We start from the raw sequence: 24,879 nt of genomic DNA on the forward strand, positions 1-24,879 counted from the left end.
CCCGGCGCGCCGCTCCGGCCCGGTCAGGCCGCCGCCGAGGGGCGGATGTTCTGGTTGAGACGGAACAGGTTGGTCGGGTCGTAGGCGTCCTTCACCCGCACCAGCCGCTCGTGCACCGCGCCCGGGTACGAGGCCCGCACCCGGTCCTCGGCGGCGTCCCCGGTGAAGTTCACGTACATCGAGCCGTCGCCGTGCCGCGCGATGTCCTCACGGGTCTCGCGGGCCCAGGCGACATGCGCGTCGAAGTCCGCCCCGTCGGGCGAGCGCGCGATCACGTTGCACAGCACGCCCGGCGAGCGCCGGCTGAACGCCGTGGCCCCGGCCGGGACCCGGGCGAAGGCTCCACCGAGCTGGTGCAGATGCACCTCGCTGAACGGCGTGGGCGTAGTGAGGTGGTGCCGCAGCACCGCGTCGAGGGCGTCGTCGGACGGCTCGACGAACGCCGACGTGAAGTAGTTGTGGGCGCCGGGCGTCCACATCGGGTCGAGCAGGGACTGCATGCCCGTGTACGGCATCGGGCCCATGAGGTCGGCGATGGGTGTGCCCAGGGTGCGCAGCGGGCCGACGGCCGTCTCGCCGGCCGCCGGGTCGCCCGCGTAACAGCCGGCCAGCACCACGACGCGGCTGCCGTGCGCCTCCGGTGGCAGGAACGGCACCGGGGGCGCCGTCGTCAGGACGGCCATGGTGGTCAGCTCGTCGGGCATGGAACGGGTCAGGTCGCGCCAGCCGGTGACCACCTGCCGGGCCTGGTCCAGGGGGTAGAAGATCAGCCCGCCCAGGATCTGGGGCCCGACCGGGTGCAGCCGGTACTCGAGCGAGGTGACGACGCCGAAGTTGCCGCCGCCCCCGCGCAGCGCCCAGAACAGCTCGGAGTTCTGCTCGGAGTCCGCGCGGACCACGCGGCCGTCGGCGGTGACGACCTCGGCCGCCGTCAGATTGTCGGAGGCCAGCCCGTGGCGGCGCACCAGCCAGCCCACCCCGCCGCCGAGCGTGAACCCGGAGATGCCGGTGGAGGAGACCAGGCCGCCGGTCACGGCGAGGCCGAAGGCCTGCGTCTCGTGGTCGAGGTCGCCCCACGTCATGCCCGCCTGGGCGACGACCCGCCGGCGCACCGGATCGACGACGGCCCCCTTCATCGGCGACAGGTCGATGACGATGCCGCCGTCGCAGGTGGAGAACCCGGCGATGCTGTGGGCGCCGCCGCGCACGGCGACGAGCAGGTCCTGGCTCCGGGCGAACTCGACGGCCCGGATCACGTCGGCGGTGCCGGCGCAGCGCACGACGAGCGCAGGGCGCTTGTCGTGCGCGGCGTTCCAGACCGCACGCGCCTCGTCGTAGTCGGCGTCGCCGGGGCGGACGACGGTGCCGCGCAGGCCTGCCTGGAGTTCGGCGATGGTGGCGTCTCCCAGGACGCCCTGTGCCGTGTCGATCGACATGGTCGGCTCCTCGGTCACGAGTGCTTGTGCTGACACCCGTGACCGTAGGCAGCGCCTCTTAGCATCCACTCAGCAACCGCTTTGACCCGCCGCCGGCGGCACCGGCCGCCGCAGCGCGGCGAGGCCCCGCCGGTCGCCCAGGCGGGTGAACTGCGTTTCGGCTCGGGCGGCCGCCGCGACGGCCGCGTCTTCCTCGCCCCGCTGCCGGAGCAGATCCGCCAGCATCAGCTCGACCCAGCCGGCGGCGGGCACCGACCCGGCGACCTGCTCCAGGCTCCGGGCACGGGTGAGCAGGGCGCGCGCCCGCTGCCGGTCTCCCGCGGCCCGGGCCACGAGCCCGAGGTGCAGCAGGCTGTTGGTGGTGCCGGGACGGTCGTCCGCCTCCTGGAAATCGGCGAGCACCGTCTCGAAGGTGGCCCGTGCGCTCCCGGTGTCACCGGCGGCCAGCTCCAGCAGGCCCAGGCAGCCGAGCGTGATGCCCTCCTCCCGGCGGTCGCCGAGCCGGCGTCTCATGGCCAGCGCCGTCTCCAGGTGCTTGCGCGCCACATCGTGGCCGCCCGTGCCGCGGTGGATGTTCCCGAGCACGTTGAGGGCCATGGACTCCCCGTGCCGGTCGCCGAGCGCGCGGAAGCGGTCGGCGCCGCTCTCCGCCGCCGCCGTGGCGGCGTCCGTGTCCCCTTCCAGCCGGGCGGCCCACGCGAGTGTCGTCAGGGCGTACCCGCGGGCCCGGGCCGGGCCGACCGTGCGGCCGGTGAGCACGGTCTCCTCGAAGAGGACCGACACCTGACCGCGGCCGACGCCCTCCACCACGTAGCCCGGTGTCATGACCGGGAAGAAGGGACCGGTCGCCGTCGCGACCTCGTCGAGCAGCCGCAGACTCTCCGAGCAGGCGGCGCGAGCCGTCGCACCCTCACCGCGACAGGCGGCCCGGACGCAGTCCAGATGTGCGACGGCGGCGAGGACCGACGGCTCACCGGCCCCCTGCGCGAGGGCGCGCGCCCGGTCGAGGGCGGCGCGCCCCCGCGCCCACGCGCCGCGCATCCACAGCAGGATCGCCTGCTGGTAGCAGGCGTACGCCAGGGCCGACCGGTCCGGCTGCCGCTGCTGGATGCCGACGATCTCGGTGGCGATGTCCTCCAGCGGAGTGCCGTCACCGAGCCGGATCGCCAGCACGGCCCGGCCCATCAGGGCCTTCGCCCGCTGCGGTGTGGGCTCCGGGGCGGCGGCCAGCGCGTCGTCGAGCCAGCGCCCGCCCTCGGCGAGCCGCCCGCGCTCGGGCCAGAACGAGCGCAGGGCCACCGCCAGGCGCAGCCCGCTCTCCGGCCGGTGGCGCAGGAACGAGCGCAGGGCGGCCCGGAGATTGCCGTAGTCCGCCTCCAGCTCCAGAGAGGTCGCACCGGCGGCCCCGGCGGCCGGCTCACGGTCCCGTGCCTCGGCGAGCCGCAGATAGAACCGCCGGTGCCGGGCCTCGACCCCGGCCGCTTCCCCGCTGGCGCGCAGGAGTTCGGCGGCGTACTGCCGGATCGTCTCCAGCAGCCGGTACCGGGCCTCGCGCGGGCCGGCTTCCACGCACACCAGGGACTTGTCGGCCAGCCGGCCGAGGAGGTCCAGCACCGAGCCGGCCGGCACGCCGTCCGCGCAGACGTCCTCGGCCGCCGCGAGCGAGAACCCGCCCGCGAAGACCGCCAGCCTGCGGAACAGGCACTGCTCCTCGCCGTCGAGGAGCCGGTGGCTCCACTCCAGGGTGGCCAGCAGCGTCTGCTGCCGGGTCACGCCGTGCCGGCTGCCCCGGCTGAGCAGGGCGAGCGCGTCGTCGAGCCGTTCGGCGATCTGGTCCGGGGCCAGCAAGTGCACCCGGGCCGCGGCCAGTTCCAGGGCCAGGGGCATTCCGTCGAGCCTGAAGCAGATCTGCGCCACGGCCGCCGCGTTCCGCGCGGTCAGCCGGAAGCCCGGCGCCGCGTCGGCGGCCCGGTCCACGAACAGCCGTACGGAGGCGAAGCGGGCCAGTTCCCCGACGGGCGGCAGCCGCCGTGGATCCGGCAGCCCGAGGGACGGCACCCGGAAGGTGCGCTCACCGTAACTGCGCAGCGGCTCCCGGCTGGTGGCGAGCACCGCGACCCCCGGGCAGCGGGCGATGATCTGCGAGACCAGGGCGGCACACGCGTCGACCAGGTGCTCGCAGTTGTCCAGGACCAGCAGCGTCCGCCGGCCGCCGAGCTGGCCCAGCAGTGCTTCCCGGGCCCCGCCGGACGGCGGGAGCTGCAGGCCGAGCACGGCGGCGACGGCCTCGGGGACCAGGTCCGGCTCCGTCAGCGCGGCGAGGTCCACGAACCACGCCCCGTCCCGGAATCCGTCGCCGCTGCGGTCCGCCACGGCGAGCGCCAGCCGGGTCTTGCCGCAGCCGCCGGCCCCGGTGAGGGTGAGCAGCCCACCGCGCCCGAGCAGCCGCCGCACCTCGGCGATCTCCCGCTCCCGTCCGACGAGCTCGGTCGCCGGTCTCGGCAGCCTGCCCCGCCGGCCGTCCGCCGGCCGCTCGCCGGGATCCACCGAGTCGGCCAGCAGGGCCCGGTAGAGGCGGCGGGTCTGCGGGTCGGGATCGGCACCGGTGTCCCGGTGGAGCGTGTCGCGCAGCCGCTCGTACGCCGCCAGGGCCTCCCCGCGCCGCCCGGACTCGGCCAGCGTCCGCATCAGGGCCCGCAGCCCCGGCTCGTCCAGGGGGTCCCGGGCGACCAGGGCCCGCAGTACGTCCACCGCCTCGGCCGTACGGTGATCGCGCTCCAGCGCCTCGGCCAGCCCCAGCCGGACGGCCGTGAGCCGGGTCTCCAGCGAGCCGGCCGCCTCGGCCACCCAGGTCTCGTAGCGGTCCTCGGGCAGCAGTTCGGCGTCGGCGAGGGCGAGCGCGGCACGGCAGTCCGCCGCCGTGCCGCCGGACGCGGCCCGCCGGATCGCCTCGTCGAGGCCGTCCAGGTCGACGTGGACTGCGCCGTCCGGCCCGAGCAGCACCATGTCGTCGCGCAGCACGACGATCTCGTCCCGCGCCCCGGCGGAGGCAAGCGCGCGCCGCACGGCGTGCAGCACCTGGTGGAGGTTGTTCGAGGCGGCCGTGATGTCGAGGTCCGGCCACAGGAGGTCGTAGAGCCGTTCCCGGTGCAGCCGGTGGCCCGGCGCCAGGCAGAGCAGTTTGAGCAGGGTCCGGGCCTTGCGCAGCCGCCACGCCCCGGGGGCGACCGGGCGGTCCTCGACCGCCACGGCGAAACCGCCGAGGAGCCGGATACGCACCTCATCGGCCATGACTGTCCTCACGAGCAGGCTACCGCCCGGTGGGCGGACCCACCCCCGCACCGGCCGGGCGTCCGGCCACGTTTGCGGGCTCCGGGAGGGGCAAGCCGCATTCCATGAGTGAACCGACCAAGGGCACGAGCCAGCAGACGCAGGACAAGAAGCGCACGGCCGCCTCGGCGGCCCGTCGCACCGCCGCCAAGGCGACCGCGCCGGCCTCCGGCGCGGCGAAGAAGGCCGAGGAGGCGGCCGGTGACGGCGCGTCAGCGGCGAAGAAGGCGACCGGGCGCGCCGCCGACGGCGTGGTCGGCACGGTGAGCGCGGCGGCCAAGGGCGTCGAAGCGGGGCGGCGGGCCGCCGTCGTGGCCTCGGGCCGGGTCGCCACGGTGGCCACGACCGCGTGGACGGTCCTCGCCCACCGCAAGATCGTGGCCGCGGGCGTGAGCGCCGGCGTGACCGCGGTGGGCGTCGCGTCCTACGCGGCTGGCCGCCGCTCGGGCCGCCGCACCCAGGGGCCGATCACCCGCTTCACCGGCGGCCGGATCTGACGTCCGGCGGCCCGCGGTGCGGCGGGACCGTCCGCGGACGGCGGCTACCGGACCGCCGCCTTCGGCGGGCGCTCCCGCAGCGCGCCGTATCCGATGAAGTACGCCGGGAGCCGGCCGAGCCGCGATCCGGTGACCAGCGCGGCGAGGCGCCGGGCGCGTGCCGCGCTCCCGAGCGGTGGCCGCCCCTCCAGCACCGGGGCGACGAACCGGGCGTGGGCCGCCCGCTGCAGCGCCTGGGTGACGACCGTGGTGGGGCGGCGCCGGCGCTGCACCCTGCGGACGTCGCGCAGCCCCACGGTCCCGCGCCGCAGCGGCGCGGCCAGATACCGCGCGGCGGCCACGGCGTCCTCGACGGCGAGGTTGATGCCGATGCCGAAGACCGGGGACATCGCGTGCGCGGCGTCGCCGATGCACAGCAGTCCCGGCCGGTGCCAGCGGCGCAGCCGGTCCAGGCGTACGTCGAGGAGCCGGACCTCGTCCCATGAGCCGATCCGTCCGGTGCGGTCCGCGATCCAGGGCACGGCGGCGCCGAAGTCGGCCCGGAACCGGTCCAGGCCGGCCGCCCGGCGCCGGCGGTCGGTGCCCTTGCGGATGAGCGCGGCGCACTGCCAGTAGTCTCCGCGGTCGATCATCGCGGTGAGGAATCGGTTACCCGTGCCACCCACCAGCCCGCTCGGGTCGCTCTCCCGGCGCGGCAGCCGGAACCACCAGGCGTCCATCGGGCAGCCGAAGCGGCGCAGGCCCAGCTCGGGCCGGCCGCGTGCCAGGGAGCCACGGCCGTCGCAGGCGACGGTGAGCACGGCGCGCAGTTCGCCGGTGCGGCCGTCGGAGGTGCGGTAGCGCACCCCGGTCACCCGGCCGCCCTCGGTCAGCAGGGCCGTCGCCTCGGTGTTCATCCGCAGGTGGAAGGAGGCCTCGCGCCGGGCCTCGGCCGCCAGCAGGTCGAGCAGGTCCCACTGGGGGACCATCGCCACGTAGTTGTACGGGCCGCGCAGCACCGAGAGGTCGGCGACCGTCACCGGCGAACGCCCGTCACCCAGGGGGAGTTGCACGGTACGCACCCTGCGCTGCGGCAGCCGGGCGAAGCGCCCGGCCAGCCCCAGGTCGTCCAGCAGCGCCAGGGTCGAGGGGTGCACGGTGTCGCCGCGGAAGTCACGGAGGAAGTCGCCGTGCTTCTCCAGCACCGTCACCTCGACACCCGCCCGCGCCAGCAGCAGGGCGAGCACCATGCCGGCGGGACCGCCTCCCACCACACAGCACGTGGTCCGCTCCATCATGCCCCCGCCTCTCCGGAGAACAATAATTCATCGACTGATGAATACTGTACTCCTAGACGGGGGCGTAGGGGCGCCCTACCGCCTCCGGCGGCGCCCCGGCGAGCGGCCGGCGGAGTCCACCTCCCGGGAGCCGCCGTCCACCTGGACCGGTTCCTCGACCGTGTCCAGGATGTGCTCGCCGTACAGATCCTGCAGCCAGTTGGTCTGGTAGATGGTGTCGAGGTAGCGCTCGCCGAGGTCGGGCGCGATGGCCACCGCGGTGGTGCCACCGGTGTCGTGCTCGGCGAGCCAGTCGGTCGCCCCGCTGACCACCGTGCCGGTGGAACCGCCGAACAGGAAGCCGCGCCTGGCCATGCGGTGACAGGTGCGGATGGTGTCGGCCTCCTCCACCCGGATCACCTCGTCCACGTAGGACTCGTCCAGCAGGGGCGGGCGCATGCTCATGCCCAGGCCGGGGATCATCCGGCGGCCCGGCTCCCCGCCGAAGGCCACCGAGCCCACGCTGTCCACCGCGACGATCCGCACCGGGCGGTGCCACTGCCGGAAGAAGCGGGCACAGCCCATCAGGGTTCCGGTGGTGCCCGCGCCGACGAACAGCACGTCCAGGCGCGGGAAGTAGCTGGCGATCTCCGGCCCGGTGGTCCGGTAGTGGGCCCGCCAGTTACCCGCGTTGGTGTACTGGCTCAGCCACACGTACCGGTCGTCGGACTCGCACAGCGAGCGGACGTACTCCAGCCGGGTGCCGAGGAAGCCGCCGTTGGCGTCCAGGTCGGCCACCACGTGCACCTGACTGCCCAGGGCCTCCATCAGCAGCCTGGTCGACAGGTTGCAGCGGGCGTCCGTGACACACAGGAACCGGTAACCCTTGCTCGCGGCGATCATGCTGAGCGCCACGCCCAGGTTCCCCGAGGAGGACTCCACGAGGATGGAGTCCCGCTTCAGGACCCCGTCCCGCTCGGCGCTCTCCACCATCTCGTTCGCGGCCTTCAGCTTGATGGAGCCGGCGAAGTTGAAACCCTCGCATTTCAGGTAGAGGGGGCACCCGAAGATCGACTCCAGGTCGACGAAGAGGTTGCCTTCGTTGAAGGCGTTGGGGGAGGAAATGACGGGCACGGCGGGCCTCCTGGTCCCGGCTGAGGACGGCCTCAGCCGTACCGACGCAGGTCGTGGAAGAAGTCGTCGACGAGGCGGAGGTTCCCCGCCCGGGCCACTTCGTCGTAGACGTACTTTCCGACGGCGAGATCGAGCACGCCGAGACCGAAGGGCGAGAAGATCACCGGCTGGTCCGGCGGCGGCGCGGCCCGCCCCAGCATCACGTCGTTGAGGGTGCCGTTGAGGAAGTCACGGTCGCCGGTGCGCTGTTCGACCAGGTGGGGGGAGGTGTCGGCCTTCAGGCAGTGCTCGACGTCGTCGACGAAGTTGGCCGCGCCGAGCAGGATCTCGGGGGCGAGGTCGCGCAGCGACACGTGCAGCACCACGGGGTTGTGGTCGAACCAGGCCGGCGACGTGACGTGCGGTCGGCCGGCGACGGTGGCGAAGACCACGAGGTCGCTGGAGCGGACGAGCGCCTCGGCGCTGTCGTGGACGGTGACCCGCGCCGCGGTGCCGGTCCCGCGCAGATAGCCGCTGAAGCCGGCCGCGCTGTCGGGGGACACGTCGTGCACGCCGATCGAGTCGAACGCCCAGCCGGTGCCGGCCAGGAAGGTGTGGATGTACCGGGCGATCAGGCCGGTGCCGAAGAAGCCCACGCGGGTGGGGCGGGCACGGGTGCGGGTCAGCCAGTCGGCCGCCAGCGCGGCGGAGGCCGCGGTCCTGGTGGCGCTGATGATGGAGCTCTCCATGCACGCGAACGGGTAGCCCGTGTCGTGGTCGTTGAGGATGAGCACCGCGGAGGCCCGGGGCAGCCCGGCGCTCACGTTCTCCGGGAAGCTGGAGATCCACTTCACGCCGTCCACGTGCACCGAGCCGCCGATGGAGGCCGGCAGCGCGATGATCCGGGAGGTGGGCCGGTCGGGGAAGCGCAGGAAGTACGACGGCGGGTTCACCGAGTCCCCGGCGCCGTGCAGCCGGTAGGTCGCCTCGACCAGCTCCACGAGCTGCTTCTCGCGGCCGCCGAGCGCCTGCTGCACCTGTTCGCCGGAGATCACCGCGAACGTCGGCACGGTGGCCGGGACGGGTGTGGCCGGCTGGGTCCCGGTCGACAGAAGATGGGTCATCGCTCACTCGCCTCCGAGGTCGGGCAGCCGTCGGCCAGGCGCCGCGGCTCGGCCATGCCGACCACCACCTGCCGCTCACCGGTGAAGGGCTCCCTGCTGTGCGCGGTGCGGATGTTGTCCACCAGCAGCAGGTCACCGGCCTGCCAGGGCTCGCGCCTGGTGTGTTTCTCGTACGTCGTGTTGAGCAACTGGACGACGTCCTCGCCGATCGGGGCGCCGTCGCCGTAGCGGGTGTTGAACGGCAGGCCGTCCGCGCCGTACTCGTCCACCAGGTACTCGCGCACCTCCGGGGCGAGGGTCCACTCGTTGAGGAACGCGATCTGGTTGAACCAGCAGCGCCTGCCGGTCAGCGGGTGCCGCACCACGGCGCTGCGGCGCTGCTGGGTGCGCAGCGAGCCGTCAGGCTGCCAGTGGAAGTCGATGGCGTGCGAACGGCAGTAGCGTTCGATCTCGTCGCGGTCCTCGGTGCCGAACGACTCCGCGAGCGAGGCCCCGATCTCGTCGTTGTAGCTGCGGGTCAGCAGCCAGCCCTCGCGCTCGAACCGTTCGGCCAGACCGGCGGGCAGCGCCCTGAGCACTTCTTCGGCGTCGGCCACGGCCGTCGCGCCACCCTCTTGGGGCGCGGTCAGACACGCGAACAGCATCAGGCCGGGCACCTCCAGCGTGTAACTCAGCTCGTGGTGCATGCACATCGGCTGGTTGGCCGGCCAGGCCGTCGAGGAGTACAGCCCCGGACCGAGGGGCTCCCGGGGGGCGAAAGCCTCCCGCTCCGTCATGAGGGCACCGGCACCGGCCAGCTTCGCGAAGACGGCACCGGCCTCGTCCGCGTCCCGCAGTCGCAGGCCGCGGACCAGGAGGGCCCCGTGCTCGGTGACCCGCGCGCGCAGCGACTCGCGGTGCTCGGCCGCCCAACTCGCCGCGTCACCGGGGGAGTCGACGCGCACCAGGGCGGGACTGTCCGGCCGGGGCTCCACGTCGAGCGAGGTGGCCAGAGGTGAGGAGGACATCTCGAATTCCTTTCGTTGCCCGGCTGCGGGCTCGGCGAGGTTCAGGAAGGGGCCAGGGGCGCCACGGCGGTCAGGACGGCTCGCGCCGCCTCGTCCGGCCGCGTGCGCGGGAAGTAGTGGCCGCCGTCGGGGAGTTCGTGCAGCTCCACGTGGCCGGCCAGCAGCAGCCAGTCCCGGTGGCGGTCGGTGTGCCCGGCGGTGTGCGGGTCGTCCGCGGCGACGACCACGGTGACCGGGGCGGCCAGCCGTGCCGCCGGCGGGTTCCGCAGCGCGTCGCGGAAGTAGCGGTGCGCGGACACGCAGTCGTGCCGGTAGGCGGCACCGATGTGCCCGGCGTGCCGGTCGTTCAGCTCCGCGAGTTCGGTGTAGCCGCTGTCCGAGGTCAGCCGGGCGGCGATCTCGGCGTCGCTCCGGCCGGTCAGCTCCTCGGCGGCGGCCCGCCGCTCGTCGGCGGTGCCGAGCAGTTGCGCGCCGAGGAACACCCGGGTCACGTCCACCCCGCGCTCCTCGAGCCGTCTGGCCGTCTCCACGGCCGGCGCGGCGCCCGACGAGTGGCCCCAGATCATGACCCGGGTCAGACCGCGCGCGGCGATCTCGTCGGCGACCCGCTCCGCCACCCCCGTGATCGGCGCGAACGGCTCGGGTCGGTCGGACAGGTCGTGGCCGGGCAGGTCGACCGCGAGGACCGGCAGGCCGCTGCCCGCCAGCACACTCGCCATCGGCTGGTAGTTGACGGCGTTGCCGCCCGCGTAGGGGAAGCAGATCAGGGCGCACTCCGCGGTACCGGCCGCCCGCGACAGCGGCTGGAGCAGTTCGGTGCGCTGCCGGCCCGCGCCGTCGAGCAGGGCCGCGAGGTCACCGAGGACCGGGTGCCGGGTGATGTCCTTCAAGGACACCGCGCGGTCGAGCGCGAGGGTGAGCCGGACCGCCGTCAGAGAGGTGCCGCCGGAGTCGAAGAAGTGGTCGGTCCGGCCGATCCGGTGCTCGGGCACGCCGAGCAACTCGGCCCAGGCGGCCGCCAGTTTCCGCTCGGTCGGGGTGAGCGGGGCACCGTCCCGCTCCGCGGCGCGGTCGCCCGCCACGGGCTCCGGCGTCTGCTCTGCCAGCGCGGTGAGCGCCTTGCGGTCGATCTTGCCGTTGGCGGTCAGCGGCAGTTCCGGCCGCACATGGAAGGCCGACGGGACCATGTAGCCGGGCAGCACGCCACCCAGCGACTCACGCAGCGTCTCCACCGGCTGTGGCTCACCCGTGTAGTAGGCGATCAGGTGCTTGCTCCCGCCGCCCTGCTCGGCGACGACCACCGCGGCGTCCCGCACCCCCGGCACCCGCAGCAGCGTGTTCTCGATCTCGCCGATCTCGATCCGGAAGCCGCGGATCTTGACCTGGTTGTCCCGGCGGCCCAGGAACTCCAGCTTGCCGTCCGGGTGCCAGCGCCCCCAGTCACCGCCCAGATAGAGCCGCTCACCCGGCCGGTACGGATCCTCGCGGTACGCCTCCCGGGTGCGCTCCGGGTCGTTGACGTACCCCCGGCCCACACAGACGCCGGAGAACGCGATCAGTCCCGGGGCGCCCGTCGGCACCAGTGCCAGCCGTTCGTCCACGACGAGGACGCGGACGTTGTTGACCGCGCGGCCCAGCAGCACCCGCTCGGGCACCCGGTCCATGACCTCGTGGTTGGTGTCGTCCGAGGTCTCCGTCAGGCCGTAGGCGTTGACCAGCCCGATGTCCGGCCGGCTCGCGAACCACCGCTGGACCAGCTCCCGTTTCAGCGCCTCACCGGTCACCGACACACGGCGCAGATCGGGAAGGGCCCGGGGGTGCCGCTCCAGATACGCGACCACGACCTCCAAATACGAGGGCACGACCTGCGCCACGGTGACCCGGCCTCCGGCCAGCGTGTCGACGAACCGCTCCACGTCCACGATCACGTCCTGCGGGACCAGCAGCGTCCGTCCGCCCACCAGCAGCGCGGACACCAGTTGCCACAGCGAGATGTCGAAGCACTGCGGAGCGGTCTGCGCCACCACCGAGCCCTCGCCGATCCCCAGGTCGTCGATCTTGGCGAAGAGGTGGTTGAGCATCCCGGCGTGCTCGCACATGGCTCCCTTCGGCTCGCCGGTGGAGCCGGAGGTGAAGTAGATGTAGGCGAGCTGTCCGGCGTCGACCCGCACTCCGGGGTCGTCGTCGGCGTGCGACTCCGCGTAGGCCTCCTCGACCAGCAGCTTCGCGGTGTCCGTCAGCGTGGCGAGCGCCTCGTCGAGGGTGCCGGTGCTGCCGGACTCGGTCAGCACCAGCCGGCAGCCGGCGCGGGACAGGGTCGCCGCGATCCGGCCGGCGGGGAAGTGCGGCTCGATCGGCAGGTACACGCCCCCCGCCTTGAACACCGCCAGGGTCGCGGCCAGCCAGTCGAGGTCGCGCTCGGTGACCACGGCGACCACGTCCTCGCGGCCGACCCCGCGGGCCAGCAGGGCGTGTGCCAGCCGGTTGGCGCGCGCGTTGAGCTCGCCGTAGGTCCACTCCCGGTCGCCCCGCACCGCCGCGACGGCCCGCGGATGCTCCCGCGCCCGCCGCTCGAACAGTTCGTGCGCCCGCGCGTCCGGCAGCGGCCGGTGCGGCCCGGCGAACCCTTCGAGCTGCTCACGCACCTCGTCGTCGCCCAGCAGGCTCTGCCGCGCGTGCTCGGCGTCCACGTCGGCCGTCATCAGCCGCAGCGCCGTCAGGTGGTAGCCGGCGATCCGCTCCGCGCAGGCGGCGTCCAGCACGTCGGTGCGGTACCGCAGGCGCAGCACCGGCCGCCCGCCCCGGTCGGACCAGCGCACCTGCAGCACACCCTCGTCGGCGAACCCGTCCCCGGCGTCCGGGGGCCCGAGCACGGCCTCGTACGACGGCTCGGTCAGCCCCAGTTCCCGGCGCAGTTCCGCCACCGGGAACTCCCGGTGCTCCCGTACCTCCGCCTCGGCCCGGCGGGCGGCGGACACCAGGTCCCGCCAGGATCCCGGGGGGACGGTGAGACGGCAGGGCAGCGGCTCTCCGCGCGCGCCGGCGGCGTACCCCGTCACCACGTCCTGTTCGCCGGAGAGGGCGGCCAGCACCTTGGCGTGCGCCGCCAGGAGCAGCGCCCCGGCCGACGCCCCGCACCGCTCGGCGAGGCCGTGCACCGCCCCGGCGACGTCGTCCGGTACGGGTGCCTCGTGCTCCGCCGAGCCCGGCACCGGCTCTCGCACCCATCGCGGCACCGCGGTGGCCCCGCCGGCGGTCAGCACCCGGCTCCAGAACTCCTGGTCCGCATCCATGCGCGTTCTCATCGAATGGCCTTCCTCAACTCACCGTCACCGAAGTGGCGCCGGCCGGGCACGGGGGTGCCGCCAGGTCGCCGTCACCGGGCCGGCCGGCGGCCTCGGGCATGTCCACGGCGGGGTTGCCGCCCCACCGGGCGTGCGGCGGGACCTCCTCGCCCTTCATCAGGAAGGAGTCGGCCGCCAGAACCGCGCCGTCACCCACCGTCACGCCGTAGTGCACATGGGCGCCGACGCCCAGCGTGCAGCCGTCCCCGAGGGTGGTGCCCTCGGACTTGAAGGTGCCGTCCTCCTGCGAGTGGCACTGGATCTTGCTCCCGGCGTTCAGCGTGCAGTCGTCGCCGATGACGGTGAGGGTCCGCTCCGTCAGGTAGCAGCCGTCGTCGAACACCCGCCGCCCGATGCGCACGCCCATCAGGCGCCAGGCGAGGCTCTTGAAGGGGGTGCCGTTGAAGATGTTGAGATGGCGGTCCGGAACCTTCCACAGGCGCTCGTGCCGCCAGAACAAGGGGTCGTAGATGGAGTACAGCTGGGGGCGCAGCCGGCGGAATCGCATGATCAGGCGTTCCACCAGCACGTGGTAGAGCGTGGTGAAGAGCAGTGTGACCGCCAGATAGAGGCCGATGACCGCCTGCCCGGCGGCGCCGTACAGGTCCACCGAGACGAGGGCGAACAGCGCCAGCCCGAAGGTGTGCACCCACCTGGCGAACAGCATCACGCCCATCGAGCGCAGGTTGTAGCGGTTCTTCGCCGCCAGCCGCCGGCGCAGTGTCTCGCCGGTCCTCAGGTCGTCGAACCGCGCGTCCCGCTCCACCGTCCGGGGAATCTCGAAGCACGGCGAACCGAGCAGCCCGACGCCCTCCCTGACCTCCCCGTCGAGGGGCACCATCACCTTCGTCGCCAGAAGGCAGTTCTCTCCCGTCCGGCCCCCGGCGGGGTACGCGATGTTGTTACCGAGGAAGTTTCGCGCCCCGATCGACGCCCGGGAGAGGCGGAACGACGTGCTGGAGTAGTCCGCGTTCACCACGGAGAGTCCGTCGGCCACCATGGTGCCGCTGCCCACGGACACCAGGAACGGCGTCTCGTGCTGCACCTCGGTGCCGAAGTTCGAGCCCGTCTGCTCGACGTGCGACAGGTCGTAACCGAGCCCGCGCAGGTAGTGCACGATGTAGGAGCTGTCGCCGAACAGCCAGGCGAAGAACCTGATGTTCGTCATCCGGGCCGTCGCCCGGTGCACCGCGTAGTGGAATCCGTAGAGCGGGTACACCCGGTCGGGCCTGACCACGAGATTCAGCAGGCGCGGCACGGTGTACAGCACCAGCGGCCCGCCCACCACGAAGCCGCCGAACAGGACGAGGGACAGCAGCAGCGCGTCGGGGATCAGCTCGGCCCGCGACAGCGACGCCGTCTGCGGGTCCAGCCGCTTGCCGAGCGCCGGGACCTCGGTGAACAGCATGTACATGCCGCCCACGGCCAGGGGGATGTACAAGAGGAAGAGCTGGGCCAGCGTCATGAACCCGAACCAGGCGCGGCGCACGGTCCCGCACGCGGCCGGCTCGACGCGTACGTAGTCGGTGCCGCCGCGCTCCGCCGGGGAGCCGTGCCAGCGCTCGCCGTCCGGGACCGCCTGGCCGCGGTGCAGCGCCGAGGAGTGGCCGAGCTGGCTGTCGTCGCCCATCGACGTGTCGATGTCCAGGACGGTCTTCTCGCCGACGAACGCGCCCCGGCCGAGGGTGATCGGGCCGGTCTGGATGTGCCCGGAGTGGGCCCGGTAGCCGAGGAGGAACGCGTCCTTGCGGATCACGGTTCCGGCGCCGATCGTCACCAGGTCGGTGCAGACCGGCACGGAGCGGGAGAGGATCGTGACACCCTTGCCGATCCGTGCGCCCAGGGCCCGCAGGTACAGCACGTACAGCGGGTTCCCGACGAAGAGGATCATCGGGTTGGCGTGCAGCAGCACCTTCAGGAGCCAGAAGCGGAGGTAACGGGGGCCCCAGAGCGGGAACTCGCCCGGCTTCCAGCGGCCTACGAGCACCCACTTGGCGGCGACGGGGAACACGCACAGGGCGATGAACCCGATGCCGCCGAACAGCAGCGACCGCACATAGATGTCGGCCGCTCCCGAGCCGGCCGCGATCCACTGGTACCCGCGGTCCGTGATGAACCCGGCGACCAGGGAGTACGTCAGGAAGATCACCAACTGGGAGAAACCGCACAGGAAATGGTTACGGCTGCTCGTGCGCGGTACCCGTTCCGGCGGAGCGGCCGGTGACGCGGCCGGTGATACGGCGGCGGCAGGGACGGACGAGGCGGGCTCGGGAGCGGTTTCGCAGAGGGCCGCTGCCAGGCTCCGGATCGTGGGGTAGCGGTAGATGTCCTTCATGGAAGGGGACGGCAGGTCGGCTCTCTTCCTGACCCGGGCGCAGAACTGGGCCATTACCAGGGAGTTGGCGCCGAGGTCGGTGAAGAAGTGCCCGTCCACCGGTACGTGCGGGGCGCCCACGACGTCGGCGAGCGCGACGGCGAGTTCCCTCTCGGTGTCCGCTCCCGCCGGACCCGCGTCGTTCCGACTGGTGATGGTGCCTTCGTCCGGTCCTGCTATCTGGACCTCGGAGGACTGTTCCACCATTCGATCTCCTGCAGGGCTTTAGGGGCAGCCGACGGCGGAGCACGGCCGGCCCGCGGTCCGAGAGGACCGGGAAGTGGCCCGACCGGGCCGTCGGAGGTTCTTGGCGTGTCATTCCTGATCACGAACCGCCAGCTTCAGTTTCGGTCGATCACCGTGAGGCTGCCACTTCGCGGCCTTGGTCATGTTTATTACGAATGACCTGGATGCCGGGATTTCTCCGGGTCTCCGGCGGCCCGGGGCCGCGCAGGGGATCACCCGACCGGCGGTGCCCGGAGCGCCCGGCGAAGCCGTCCACGCCCGTCCGGCCAACCGCGCACGCCCGTGTGAGCCCTGTACGCGCCCCCGCGGGGTCGAGCAGACTCCGCCGTGCCGGAGCGCGGGACACCGGGACACCGGGAGCCCGCCACGCCGGCTGCCCAGTCGCCCCCAGGAAGGCAGGTCGGCCACCGTGCTGCTGCGTCTGCCCACATCCGTGTCCGAAGCGCAGGAGTGCCTGGCCGAAGGGGCCGTACCGGTCGGCGGGGCCACCCTGGTGTGGGCCGCCTGGCAGCGGGACGGCTTCCCCGCGCGGGCCATGTCCCTGCGGGAACTGCCTGAGGCCAATGTGATCGGCCGGGAGGCGCTGGGCGCCGCCGTGGTCCTCGCCCGCCTGGACGACCGGGTGCCGGACGTGCTGCGCCGCGCCGCCGCCTCGGTGGGCACCGGAGCCGTGCGCCGGACGGCCACGGTCGGCGGCAACCTGGTGGGCAGCACCCTGCGCTGTCTGCTCCCGCCCGCGCTCGTGCTCGGCGCCCGCGCCAGGGTGCTGGGCCCGGACGGCGTCCGCGAGACCGGCCTCGCGGACGCGGCGGCCGGACGCGGGGTGCTGCTCGGCGTCCACTGGCGGGAGCCGGTCGCCGCCGCGTACCGCAAGTTCCACGGCGTGGACGGCGGGTCGCCGCCCCTGGTCGTCGCCTCGGCGCTGCACGACGGCGAGAGGGGCCCGCGCCTCCGCGTCGCCGTGCGGACCGGCTACGACGTGCTCGGCGAGGACGTCCACGGCGGCTCCGGCGCCGAGGACACGCTCGGCCTGCTGCGTGCCACGTCCCTGGGCGGCCTGCCGCCGGTGGCCTGGGAAGCCGTCCGGGAGCAGGTGGTGGGCCTCCTGGAGCGGCCGGAGGGGCGCTGAGGGGTACGCGCCGCGTCAGGCCCACAGCTCCCGGCTGTCGCACACCTGGGCCCCCATGTTCCGCTCCATCATGCGCAGTGCCGCCTCCGCCAGATCCGCGTGGATGTGCGCCACCGCGTCCCGGGGGATCACCACGTCGAAATGCCGGATGTGGGCGTCGAGGGACGAGTAGAGCACGCACTGCTCGGTGACCTGGCCGGACAGTACGAGCCGCTCGGTCCCCTGCTGGTGGAGCAGGTACGTCAGCGGGGTGTCGAAGAAGATCGAGTGGCGGGCCTTCACCACGAACAGGGAGCTCCGGTCGGGCCGCAACGGCTCGACGAGTTCGGCGTGCGGGCCGGCCAGCGCGTGCTCCAGCAGTTCGCCGTGGTGGGAGCGCCACTCGCCGAAGTTGTCGTTCACGTAGATCACCGGCACGTCCTTCTGCCGGGCCCGTTCCAGGAGGCCGGTCAGCACGGGAACGACGGAGGTCACCGAGGGGAGCAGCAGATCGGCGTCCTTGTGGTCATAGGTGTTGATCATGTCGATGACGATCAGCGCGGTCTTGCCCATGTCGGCAGGGTTCCACTCCGCGGCGGCCGCCAACCGGTCGGTGACAGATAACGATCTCGGCGAACACCTTGCGTTATCCACCTGCCGTTCTAGCCTCCGGCCATGGCTTTTCTATCGCGTCGCCGCCGAGGGGCACGCCTGGCGCCGGAGCTCGGCGACCAGGACCTGGGCAGGCTGCTGAAGTCGCTGCTGGCGACCACGAGGACCGGAACGATCGCGACGACGGACCTGTGCGCCGCCCAGCTGTCCCGGCTCCTGGCCCAGGAGCCCGGCGACTGGGACCGCCGTACGCACCGCATGAGTGTGCTGGGTGGTTTCCTGGCCGGATCGCATCTGGCGCGGTCCTGGGCGGCGCGCGAGCCGCGCGACGCGAACGCACTCGTCCTGCACGCCTGGACCGAGGTCGCCCACGCCCGGACGCGGGGGAGCCTGGACGACGCGGCCGGCACCGTGGACCGCTGTCTGCGGGCCGCCGGACTCGCGCCGGAGGATCCCACCCCCTGGGTCGCCCTGCTGGCGGTGGCACGCGTGGAACGCTGGGCGCAGCCCCGGGTGTTCGGGGTGTGGAACGAGGTGCTCGCGCGCGACCGCTGGAACCGTGAGGCCTACCTGAGCATGCTGGGCTATCTGAGCCCGGAGGAGGCCGGATCACGCATCCAGGTCCTGGAGTTCGTGGACACCCTGCGGGCCCGAATGCCCGCGAACGCCCCCTGCGCGGGGACGGAACTCACCGCGCAGGTGCAGCAGTACCAGGCCGTGCTCGACCGGGGCGGATTCGAGGCGCTGGTGGCGCGCAACCACTGGTCCCAGGCGATGGCGGCCCAGGCCCTCGACCGGGTCGTCGACACCTGGGTGCGGCCGGGGTTCCTGACCCACGCCGCGGCCCCGGCCGATCTCAATGTCCTCGCCTACGCGCTGCTGGCCGCCGACCGGCGGGTGGAGGCCCGTGCGGTCTTCGAGCTGCTCGACGGCACCGTCACCGCCTGGCCCTGGCAGGCCGGCGGTGATCCGGTGCAGGAGTTCGAGCAGGCGCGGCGCAAGGCGACGGCCGGTATGTGACCGGCACCGGCCATCGTCTCAGAGAGCGTCGGTGAGCAGGGGGAGATAGCCGAGGGAGTGCCCGGCCGCCGTCGGGTGGTAGGACTCGCCGAGATCCAGCCAGTCGACGCTGTGCAGCCAGGGTTCGGCCGAGCAGATCCCGTGCCCGTCGAAGACGGTCCGTACGTCGACGAAGGTGAAGCCGTGGGCGGCGGCGTGCGCGGCGAGCACCTGGTTGAGGTGGTCCGAGGCCTCGTTGAGCGCGGCCCGCTCGGTGTCCGGCAGGCCGCCCGAGCAACTGCCGTGCAACTGGTACAGGCGCGGATAGCCGAGCACGACGACGCGGGCGGCGGGCGCCTTGCCGCGGATGGCCGAGTAGAGACGGTCGAGGTCGCCCGGCAGCGTCTCGTCCGTGGCGGAGCGGGCCTTGGCCACGGCGGACAGGCACGTGCCGCTGCCGCCCAGCACGCAGGCCGCCATCACGCTGGTGAAGCCCGCGTCCCGGCCGCCTGCCGTGACGGTGACCAGACCGGTGCGCGGGCCGAGCGGGCCGAGCTGCTTGTTCAGCACGTCGCCGGTCTTGGCGCCGTCGCAGGCGGTGAAGCTGAACGACGAGGGGGAGTGGGCCGCGGCCCACAGGGCCGGGAAGGACAGGCTGCTGCGCAGGCAGCGCGGCGCGGCGGTGAGGTAGCTGCCGGCTCCGACCCCCGCCGAGTAGGAGTCACCGAGGGCCACGTAGCCCGTGGCCGCGATGCCGGGTGCCGCCGCCGTGGCCGCGGGACCGGCGAGGGTGCAGGCGGCCGCGAGGAGCAGGGCGGCCGCCCAGGGCGTTATTCGGGACTTTCTCATGACTCTCCTCTATCCCGCCCCGGCCGGCCCCGCCCGCTCTGGACGCCCGTGCGGACCGGTCGAGTTGACGGATGCCGCCGCGCGTGGCGGGTCCGGGGACGCCCCGTGACGGCAGGAGCGCGGGCCGGACGCGGGCACCGCGGTGACGTGCCGTCCCCCGGCGGAGTTCACCCGATGAGCCGTCACCCGCCCGGCGGCGTCCCGGCCGCCGCTTACATCGTTGAATTGCCCCTTGCATTGGCATGGACCTGACCTACGAACCGGGACTAAGCTCTGCCCCGCCACGCATGAGAGCGCTCTCAGACATCGGCTGTTCCACCCCCACTCCTGGAACGACGAAGGGCAACCCCCATGAGACGCACCAGACTTGCGCATGCCGCCCTGTCCGCACTCCTCGTCCTCGGCGGACTGAGCGCGGCCGGCACCTTCCCCGCCTCCGCGACCGGCTCCGCGGCCGGACCCGCCACTACCGCACGATCCGCCGAGCCCGCCTCCGACGGGATCGTCACCGCCATGCGGCGCGACCTCGGCCTGACCCGAACCCAGGCGGTGGCCCGGCTCGCCGCCGAGAAGACCGCCGCCGCCCTCGACCCCAAGGCACGCCGCACGGCCGGCGCCGCCTACGCGGGCTCCTGGTTCGACGCCCCGAGCGGGCGCCTGACCGTGGCGCTCACCCGGAACGCCCCGGCCGCCACCCGCCGGGCGATCGAGCGATCCGGCGCCACCGTCCGCACCGCCGAGCACAGCGCCCGGCAGCTGGACGCGGCCAAGGCGCGCATCGACCGGCTGACCGCACCCTCGGGGATCAGCGGCTGGCATGTCGATCCGAAGGCCGGCACGGTCGTCGTGGACGTCGTACGCGGCGAACGTGCCGACAACGATGTCCGGCGCTTCCTGGCCCAAGCCCGCCGGACCGGGCCCGTCACCGTCGAGGCCTCCGCGGCCCCGAGGACCCTCGCCGCCGGCACGGTGGGCGGCGACCCGTATTACACCGGCAACGTCCGCTGCTCCATCGGCTTCTCGGTGTACGGCGGCTTCGTCACCGCCGGGCACTGCGGGCGGCCCGGCGCCGGGGTCAGCGGCTGGGACCACTCCTACATCGGCACCTTCCAGGGCTCCTCCTTCCCGGACAACGACTACGCCTGGGTCAGCGTCGGCAGCGGCTGGTGGACGGTGCCGGTGGTGCTCGGCTGGGGCACGGTGCCGGACCAGCTCGTACGCGGCTCGAACGTGGCCCCCGTCGGCTCCTCGATCTGCCGTTCGGGTTCCACCTCGCACTGGCACTGCGGCACGGTGCTCGCGCTGAACGAGACCGTCAACTACAGCCAGGGCGCGGTGCACCAGCTCACCAAGACCAGCGCTTGCGCCGAACCCGGTGACTCGGGCGGCTCCTTCATCACGGGCGACCAGGCACAGGGCGTCACCTCCGGCGGCTGGGGCAACTGCTCCAGCGGCGGCGAGACCTGGTTCCAGCCGGTCAACGAGATCCTGGGCCGGTACGGTCTGACCCTGCACACCTACTGACCGCACGCGGCGGCTCAGGGGGTTCCGCGCCCGGCGCGGAACCCCCACCCGCGACCCCGGCACCCTGGGGCGGCGAGAGCGTCCGCGTGACGACACCACCGCGGAACGGATCTCCACCCACCATGCGCGACACCTGGACCACCCGCCCCGAGACCGCCGCCGACGCGGCCGCCGTCCGCGAGATCCACCTCGCCGCCTTCGACACCCCGCTGGAGGCCGGCCTCGTCGACGCCCTGCGCGCCGACCCCGCCTGGATCGACGGGCTGTCCTGGGTCAGCACCGGGACGGACGGCACACCGGCCGGCCACGCGCTGCTGACCCGGTGCCACATCGGTGACGTTCCGGCCCTGTGTCTCGGCCCCGTCGCCGTACGCCCCGAGCACCAGCGCGCCGGCGCGGGATCGGCGGCCGTGCGCGCCGCGCTCCGGGCCGCCGGGAACCTGGGCGAGCGCCACGTCGTGGTCCTCGGACATCCGGAGTACTACCCGCGCTTCGGCTTCGTCCGCGCCTCCGCCCACGGCATCCGTCTCACGATCGACGTACCCGACGAGGCCGTGATGGCCCTCGCGCTGGACGCCGGCAGCCCGCTGCCCGCGGGAACCGTGCGGTACGCCGAGCCGTTCGGCATCTGAGACGACCCGGCCGCGCGGGGCATCGCCGTCCCGCGCGGCCGGGTCGTCCGGGACGCCCGGCAGGTCATTGGCCGCCGAGACCGGTCGTGGCGACGGACTTGACCATGTGACGCTGGAAGAAGACGAACATCACGACCAGCGGGAGCGCCGCGAGGACGGCGGACGCCATGGTCTGCGCGTACTGGATGCCGTAGGCGTCCTTCACCGAGGTGATGCCGACCGGCAGGGTCATCAGCCCCGGGTCCGACGTCGAGACGAACGGCCACAGGAAGTTGTTCCAGGCCCCGATGAACACGAAGATCGCGACGGCGGCCAGCATGGGCCGCGACAGCGGCAGCAGCACGGACCAGAAGACGCGCCAGTGGCCCGCGCCGTCGATGCGCGCGGCCTCCTCCAGCTCCCGCGGCAGCGAGTCGAAGTGCTTCTTCAGGATGAACACCATGACCGGCGCCACCGTCTGCGGCAGGATCACCGCCGCGTAGGTGTCGACCAGGTGCAGGGTGAGCATCTGCCGGAACCACGGCACGATGAGCAGCTGCGGCGGCACCAGCACCGCCGCCACGGTGAGCGCGAACAGCCACCGGTGCCCGGCGAACACCGTGCGGGAGAAGGCGTATCCGGCCATGGCGGAGACCAGCACCGTGATGACCGTGACCGCCGCGGACACCAGGAAGCTGTTGAGCATCCACAGCGGAAGGTCGCCGCGCTCCCACACCGTCGAGAACCCGTGCAGGGTGAAACCGTGCCGGGGCAGGAACCACTGACCGGGATCGCTCGCGTCCTGCTCGGACTTGAACGCGGTGAGCAGGGCCCAGGCCATCGGCAGCAGCCACACCAGGGCCAGTACCGCGAGCACGGCCAGGGCCAGTCCCCGGGCGAGCCGGCTCTCCCCGAGGGTGAGGTTCCTGTCCGGCCGGGCGGCCCTGCGCGGCCCGGCCGGGCCTCTCGGCGGACGCGCGGCGCGGTCCGGCGCGGCCGGGCGGACGGGCAGTTCGGTGGAGGTCATGTCACTTCTCCCGGCGGCGGAGGGCGGCGTACTGGGCCGCGGAGGCGATGAGGACGAGGGCGAAGAAGAGGTAGCTGACCGCCGAGGCGTAGCCCAGCCGGTAACCGGTGAAGCCGACGTCGTACATGTACTCGATGACCGGGCGGGTCGAGTTGTTCGGGCCGCCCTTGGTCAGCAGGTACACCTGGTCGAACACCTTCAGCGAGGCCAGGATCTGCAGCACGGTGATGACGCCGGTGATCCGGCTGAGCTGCGGCAGCGTGATCGACCACAGCCGCCGCCAGGCCCCCGCCCCGTCGATGGCCGCCGCCTCGTACAGATGGTCCGGGATCGCCTGCAACGCGGCCAGATACAGCAGGAAGTTGAAGCCGACGGTCCACCACAGGGTGGTCAGCACGATCGCCCACATCGCCATGGACTCGTCGCTCAGCCAGGACACCGGTCCGAGGCCGGCCGACTCCAGGAGGTGGTTCAGGAGCCCGAGGTCCGGCTGGTACAGCCAGATCCACAGCAGGCTCACCACGCCGACCGGGAGCAGATAGGGCGCGAAGAACGCCAGCCGCCACACCCACTGGCCCGGCAGGCCGGTGTGCACGAGCAGCGCCATGCCGAGCGCCACCGCGACGAGCGGGACCGTCGACAGGACGGTGAACCACACGGTGTGGCCCAGGGAGCGCCACACCTCGGCGTCCCCCAGGGCCTCGGCGAAGTTGTCCAGGCCGACGAAGGCCGGGGCGTGGGCCGACAGCGAGGTGTCGGTCAGGCTCATCCACAGGCCCTGGACCAGCGGCCACACCATGAACAGGGCGAACAGGACGAGGAAGGGCAGCGCGAACAGCAGGCCCGGGGGGACCAGCCGGCGCGCCGACGGGGCCCCGGGGCGGGGCGAGGCGTGGGGAGAGGACATCGTTGTGCCTCCTGCGCGGTGGATCGCGGCCGGGTCAGGCCGGGCTGGGCTTGGAGAGGAAGGTGTTCAGGCGCCGCACCATCGCGCGCGCCGCGCGGTCGGGGGCGAGTCCGTCGAGCAGGGCCTGCTGCAGGACCTGCGACATGGCGTTCTGGAAGTCCGAGCCGGCGCCCGCGAACCACACGGACGGGTCGAGCACCACACGGTCCTGGGCCTTGGCGTAGTGCGACTGCGGCTGGAGTCCGGCGTACGCCGACGTACGGGTGACCGGGCCGTAGGCGGGGATGTGCCCGGCCGTCGCCCAGATCTGGCCGGCCTTCAGCAGCGCCGCCACCGCCTGGTGGGTACGACGGCGGTGCCCGGGGTCGGGGTCGGGGTGGTGCGGCAGGACGAAGGAGTGCGAGTCGGCGTAGATGGCCGGGGTGCCGAACACCGTCGGGAAGGGAGCGGCCCCCACGTTCCTGTCCGCGCTCCGGAAGGTGCCGAGCTCCCACTCGCCGGAGAGGATCATCGCCGTCTGCCGGTTGGTGAAGGCGGCGATCGCCGAGCCGTAGTCGAGCCGCCGGGGGTTCACCCGGCCGTCGACGATCCTGGCCATGAAGGCGATGACCTCGGCCATCCGGTCGACGTCGACCTCGGCCGGCCCGCCCCGCGGCAGCCGGAACGCTCCGCCGGTCTGCCGGTACAGCCCGTAGAACAGCCGCCATCCCTGGGCGGTGTCGGTGACGTACCCGAAGGCGATGCCCTGCTTGCCCGAGGCCTTCGCCAGTTCGCGGCCCGCCGCCAGGAACCGGTCGGGGGAGGAGAACGCCTCGGTGTCCAGCGCCCCGTCCCGGGTGAGCAGGCCGGCCTTGCGGGCCGGTTCCGGGTGGTAGAAGACGATGAACGGGTGTGTGTCCAGGGGGATCGCGTAGGTGCGGCCCTCGAACTGGGTCCGGGACCACACGGCCTTGGTGAAGGCGTCCTCGGTGATGCCGTACTCCGCCAGGACGTCCAGGTCCCACGGGTCCAGCAGCCCGGTGGGGGCATAGCCGGCCAGCCGTGACATGTGGGAGACCGCCACGTCGGGACCGCGCCCGCCGGCCGAGGCCATGGCGAGCTTGGTGTAGTACGGGGTGCCCCACTCCAGCACGGTGCGCTCGACGCGAGTGCCCGGCATGTCGGGGCGCGCCGCGCGCACCATGTCGTTGAGCAGTCCGCCGTCGGCCCCACTGAACAGGTCCCACAGCCGGACGGTCGAGGCGTCGGCCGCCTGCGCGGAACCGCAGCCACTGAGCGCACCTGCGCCCAGGACCGCGGCACCGGAGGCGAGCGCGGCCGTCAGCACCCGGCGCCGCGAGGGCGCGGGCGGACCGACGGGCGCGGATATGCCGGTCATACAGCTCCTCTCCTGCGGGCGGCGGCCCACGGGACGCCCCTCGCGCCCCACGGGTGCCGCCCCATGGACATACATCGATGTAAATCGCGTGGTCATGAGCCCCTCCCGCGTTCGCGGCGAGGGGTGGATGTCACCTG

General features: G+C 73.2%; 18 protein-coding genes. 5 read left to right on the forward strand and 13 right to left on the reverse strand.

Going from position 1 to position 24,879, the window contains the following annotated elements; genetic code table 11:
* Positions 1–23: 23 nt before the first annotated feature.
* The gene (locus tag AB0924_RS15505) at positions 24–1,436 is read right to left on the reverse strand and encodes an FAD-binding oxidoreductase (RefSeq protein ID WP_358934064.1); all 1,413 of its coding nucleotides are present in this window, start codon (positions 1,434–1,436) and stop codon (positions 24–26) included.
* 69 nt (positions 1,437–1,505) lie between these two features.
* A complete protein-coding gene (locus AB0924_RS15510; RefSeq protein ID WP_366911643.1) occupies positions 1,506–4,727 on the reverse strand; it encodes a BTAD domain-containing putative transcriptional regulator in 3,222 nt (1,073 codons plus the stop codon).
* A 104-nt stretch (positions 4,728–4,831) separates the two neighbouring features.
* Here AB0924_RS15510 and AB0924_RS15515 point away from each other — a divergent pair, with 104 nt between their 5' ends.
* On the forward strand, positions 4,832–5,263 hold the full coding sequence (locus tag AB0924_RS15515) for a hypothetical protein (RefSeq protein WP_366911644.1): 432 nt from the start codon (positions 4,832–4,834) through the stop codon (positions 5,261–5,263).
* Positions 5,264–5,307: 44 nt separating this feature from the next.
* On the opposite strand, the gene AB0924_RS15520 is transcribed toward AB0924_RS15515, so the two are convergent.
* The 6 genes from AB0924_RS15520 to AB0924_RS15545 form a co-directional block, all read right to left on the reverse strand.
* The gene (locus AB0924_RS15520) at positions 5,308–6,537 is read right to left on the reverse strand and encodes an FAD-dependent oxidoreductase (RefSeq protein WP_366911707.1); all 1,230 of its coding nucleotides are present in this window, start codon (positions 6,535–6,537) and stop codon (positions 5,308–5,310) included.
* Positions 6,538–6,615: 78 nt separating this feature from the next.
* On the reverse strand, positions 6,616–7,653 hold the full coding sequence (gene sbnA / locus AB0924_RS15525) for a 2,3-diaminopropionate biosynthesis protein SbnA (RefSeq protein ID WP_366911645.1): 1,038 nt from the start codon (positions 7,651–7,653) through the stop codon (positions 6,616–6,618).
* Between the two features lie 32 nt (positions 7,654–7,685).
* Positions 7,686–8,756 carry a 2,3-diaminopropionate biosynthesis protein SbnB gene (sbnB, locus tag AB0924_RS15530; RefSeq protein ID WP_366911646.1) on the reverse strand — a complete coding sequence of 357 codons (1,071 nt, stop codon included), beginning with the start codon at positions 8,754–8,756 and terminating at the stop codon, positions 7,686–7,688.
* Positions 8,753–9,763 (reverse strand): TauD/TfdA family dioxygenase, encoded by a 1,011-nt coding sequence (locus AB0924_RS15535; protein ID WP_366911647.1) that lies wholly within the window; start codon positions 9,761–9,763, stop codon positions 8,753–8,755. Before AB0924_RS15535 ends, sbnB begins: the two co-directional genes overlap by 4 nt.
* A 41-nt stretch (positions 9,764–9,804) precedes the next feature.
* Complete coding sequence (locus AB0924_RS15540) at positions 9,805–13,068, reverse strand: amino acid adenylation domain-containing protein (protein WP_366911648.1); 3,264 nt, start codon at positions 13,066–13,068, stop codon at positions 9,805–9,807.
* Between the two features lie 13 nt (positions 13,069–13,081).
* Positions 13,082–15,688, reverse strand: a complete 2,607-nt coding sequence (locus AB0924_RS15545; RefSeq protein WP_366911649.1) for a Pls/PosA family non-ribosomal peptide synthetase — start codon at positions 15,686–15,688, stop codon at positions 13,082–13,084.
* Between the two features lie 448 nt (positions 15,689–16,136).
* Here AB0924_RS15545 and AB0924_RS15550 point away from each other — a divergent pair, with 448 nt between their 5' ends.
* Positions 16,137–16,856, forward strand: coding sequence for an FAD binding domain-containing protein (locus AB0924_RS15550; RefSeq protein ID WP_366911650.1), 720 nt, complete (start codon positions 16,137–16,139; stop codon positions 16,854–16,856).
* 15 nt (positions 16,857–16,871) lie between these two features.
* Here the strand turns inward: AB0924_RS15550 and AB0924_RS15555 are convergent, their stop codons facing one another.
* Positions 16,872–17,408, reverse strand: coding sequence for an isochorismatase family cysteine hydrolase (locus AB0924_RS15555; protein ID WP_366911651.1), 537 nt, complete (start codon positions 17,406–17,408; stop codon positions 16,872–16,874).
* A gap of 102 nt (positions 17,409–17,510) precedes the next feature.
* Between AB0924_RS15555 and AB0924_RS15560 the strand changes: the two genes are divergently transcribed.
* Positions 17,511–18,467, forward strand: a complete 957-nt coding sequence (locus AB0924_RS15560) for a hypothetical protein (RefSeq protein ID WP_358934085.1) — start codon at positions 17,511–17,513, stop codon at positions 18,465–18,467.
* Between the two features lie 18 nt (positions 18,468–18,485).
* On the opposite strand, the gene AB0924_RS15565 is transcribed toward AB0924_RS15560, so the two are convergent.
* A complete protein-coding gene (locus tag AB0924_RS15565; protein WP_358934087.1) occupies positions 18,486–19,295 on the reverse strand; it encodes an SGNH/GDSL hydrolase family protein in 810 nt (269 codons plus the stop codon).
* A 351-nt stretch (positions 19,296–19,646) separates the two neighbouring features.
* On the opposite strand from AB0924_RS15565, the gene AB0924_RS15570 reads away from it, so the two are divergent.
* Both AB0924_RS15570 and AB0924_RS15575 read left to right on the forward strand, forming a co-directional pair.
* Entirely contained in the window at positions 19,647–20,819 is a 1,173-nt protein-coding gene (locus AB0924_RS15570; RefSeq protein WP_358934089.1) for a S1 family peptidase, read from the forward strand.
* Positions 20,820–20,941: 122 nt separating this feature from the next.
* On the forward strand, positions 20,942–21,451 hold the full coding sequence (locus AB0924_RS15575; protein WP_366911652.1) for an N-acetyltransferase: 510 nt from the start codon (positions 20,942–20,944) through the stop codon (positions 21,449–21,451).
* Positions 21,452–21,515: 64 nt separating this feature from the next.
* Here the strand turns inward: AB0924_RS15575 and AB0924_RS15580 are convergent, their stop codons facing one another.
* From AB0924_RS15580 to AB0924_RS15590, 3 genes are read right to left on the reverse strand one after another with little or no spacing between them, the layout of a single operon-like run.
* Positions 21,516–22,457 (reverse strand): carbohydrate ABC transporter permease, encoded by a 942-nt coding sequence (locus AB0924_RS15580; protein WP_366911653.1) that lies wholly within the window; start codon positions 22,455–22,457, stop codon positions 21,516–21,518.
* 1 nt (position 22,458) lies between these two features.
* Positions 22,459–23,364 carry a sugar ABC transporter permease gene (locus AB0924_RS15585; protein ID WP_366911654.1) on the reverse strand — a complete coding sequence of 302 codons (906 nt, stop codon included), beginning with the start codon at positions 23,362–23,364 and terminating at the stop codon, positions 22,459–22,461.
* Between the two features lie 34 nt (positions 23,365–23,398).
* Complete coding sequence (locus AB0924_RS15590; protein WP_358934099.1) at positions 23,399–24,742, reverse strand: extracellular solute-binding protein; 1,344 nt, start codon at positions 24,740–24,742, stop codon at positions 23,399–23,401.
* Between the last annotated feature and the right edge of the window lie 137 nt (positions 24,743–24,879).

The organism is Streptomyces sp. NPDC047869 (assembly GCF_040704065.1).
Lineage (GTDB): Bacteria > Actinomycetota > Actinomycetes > Streptomycetales > Streptomycetaceae > Streptomyces.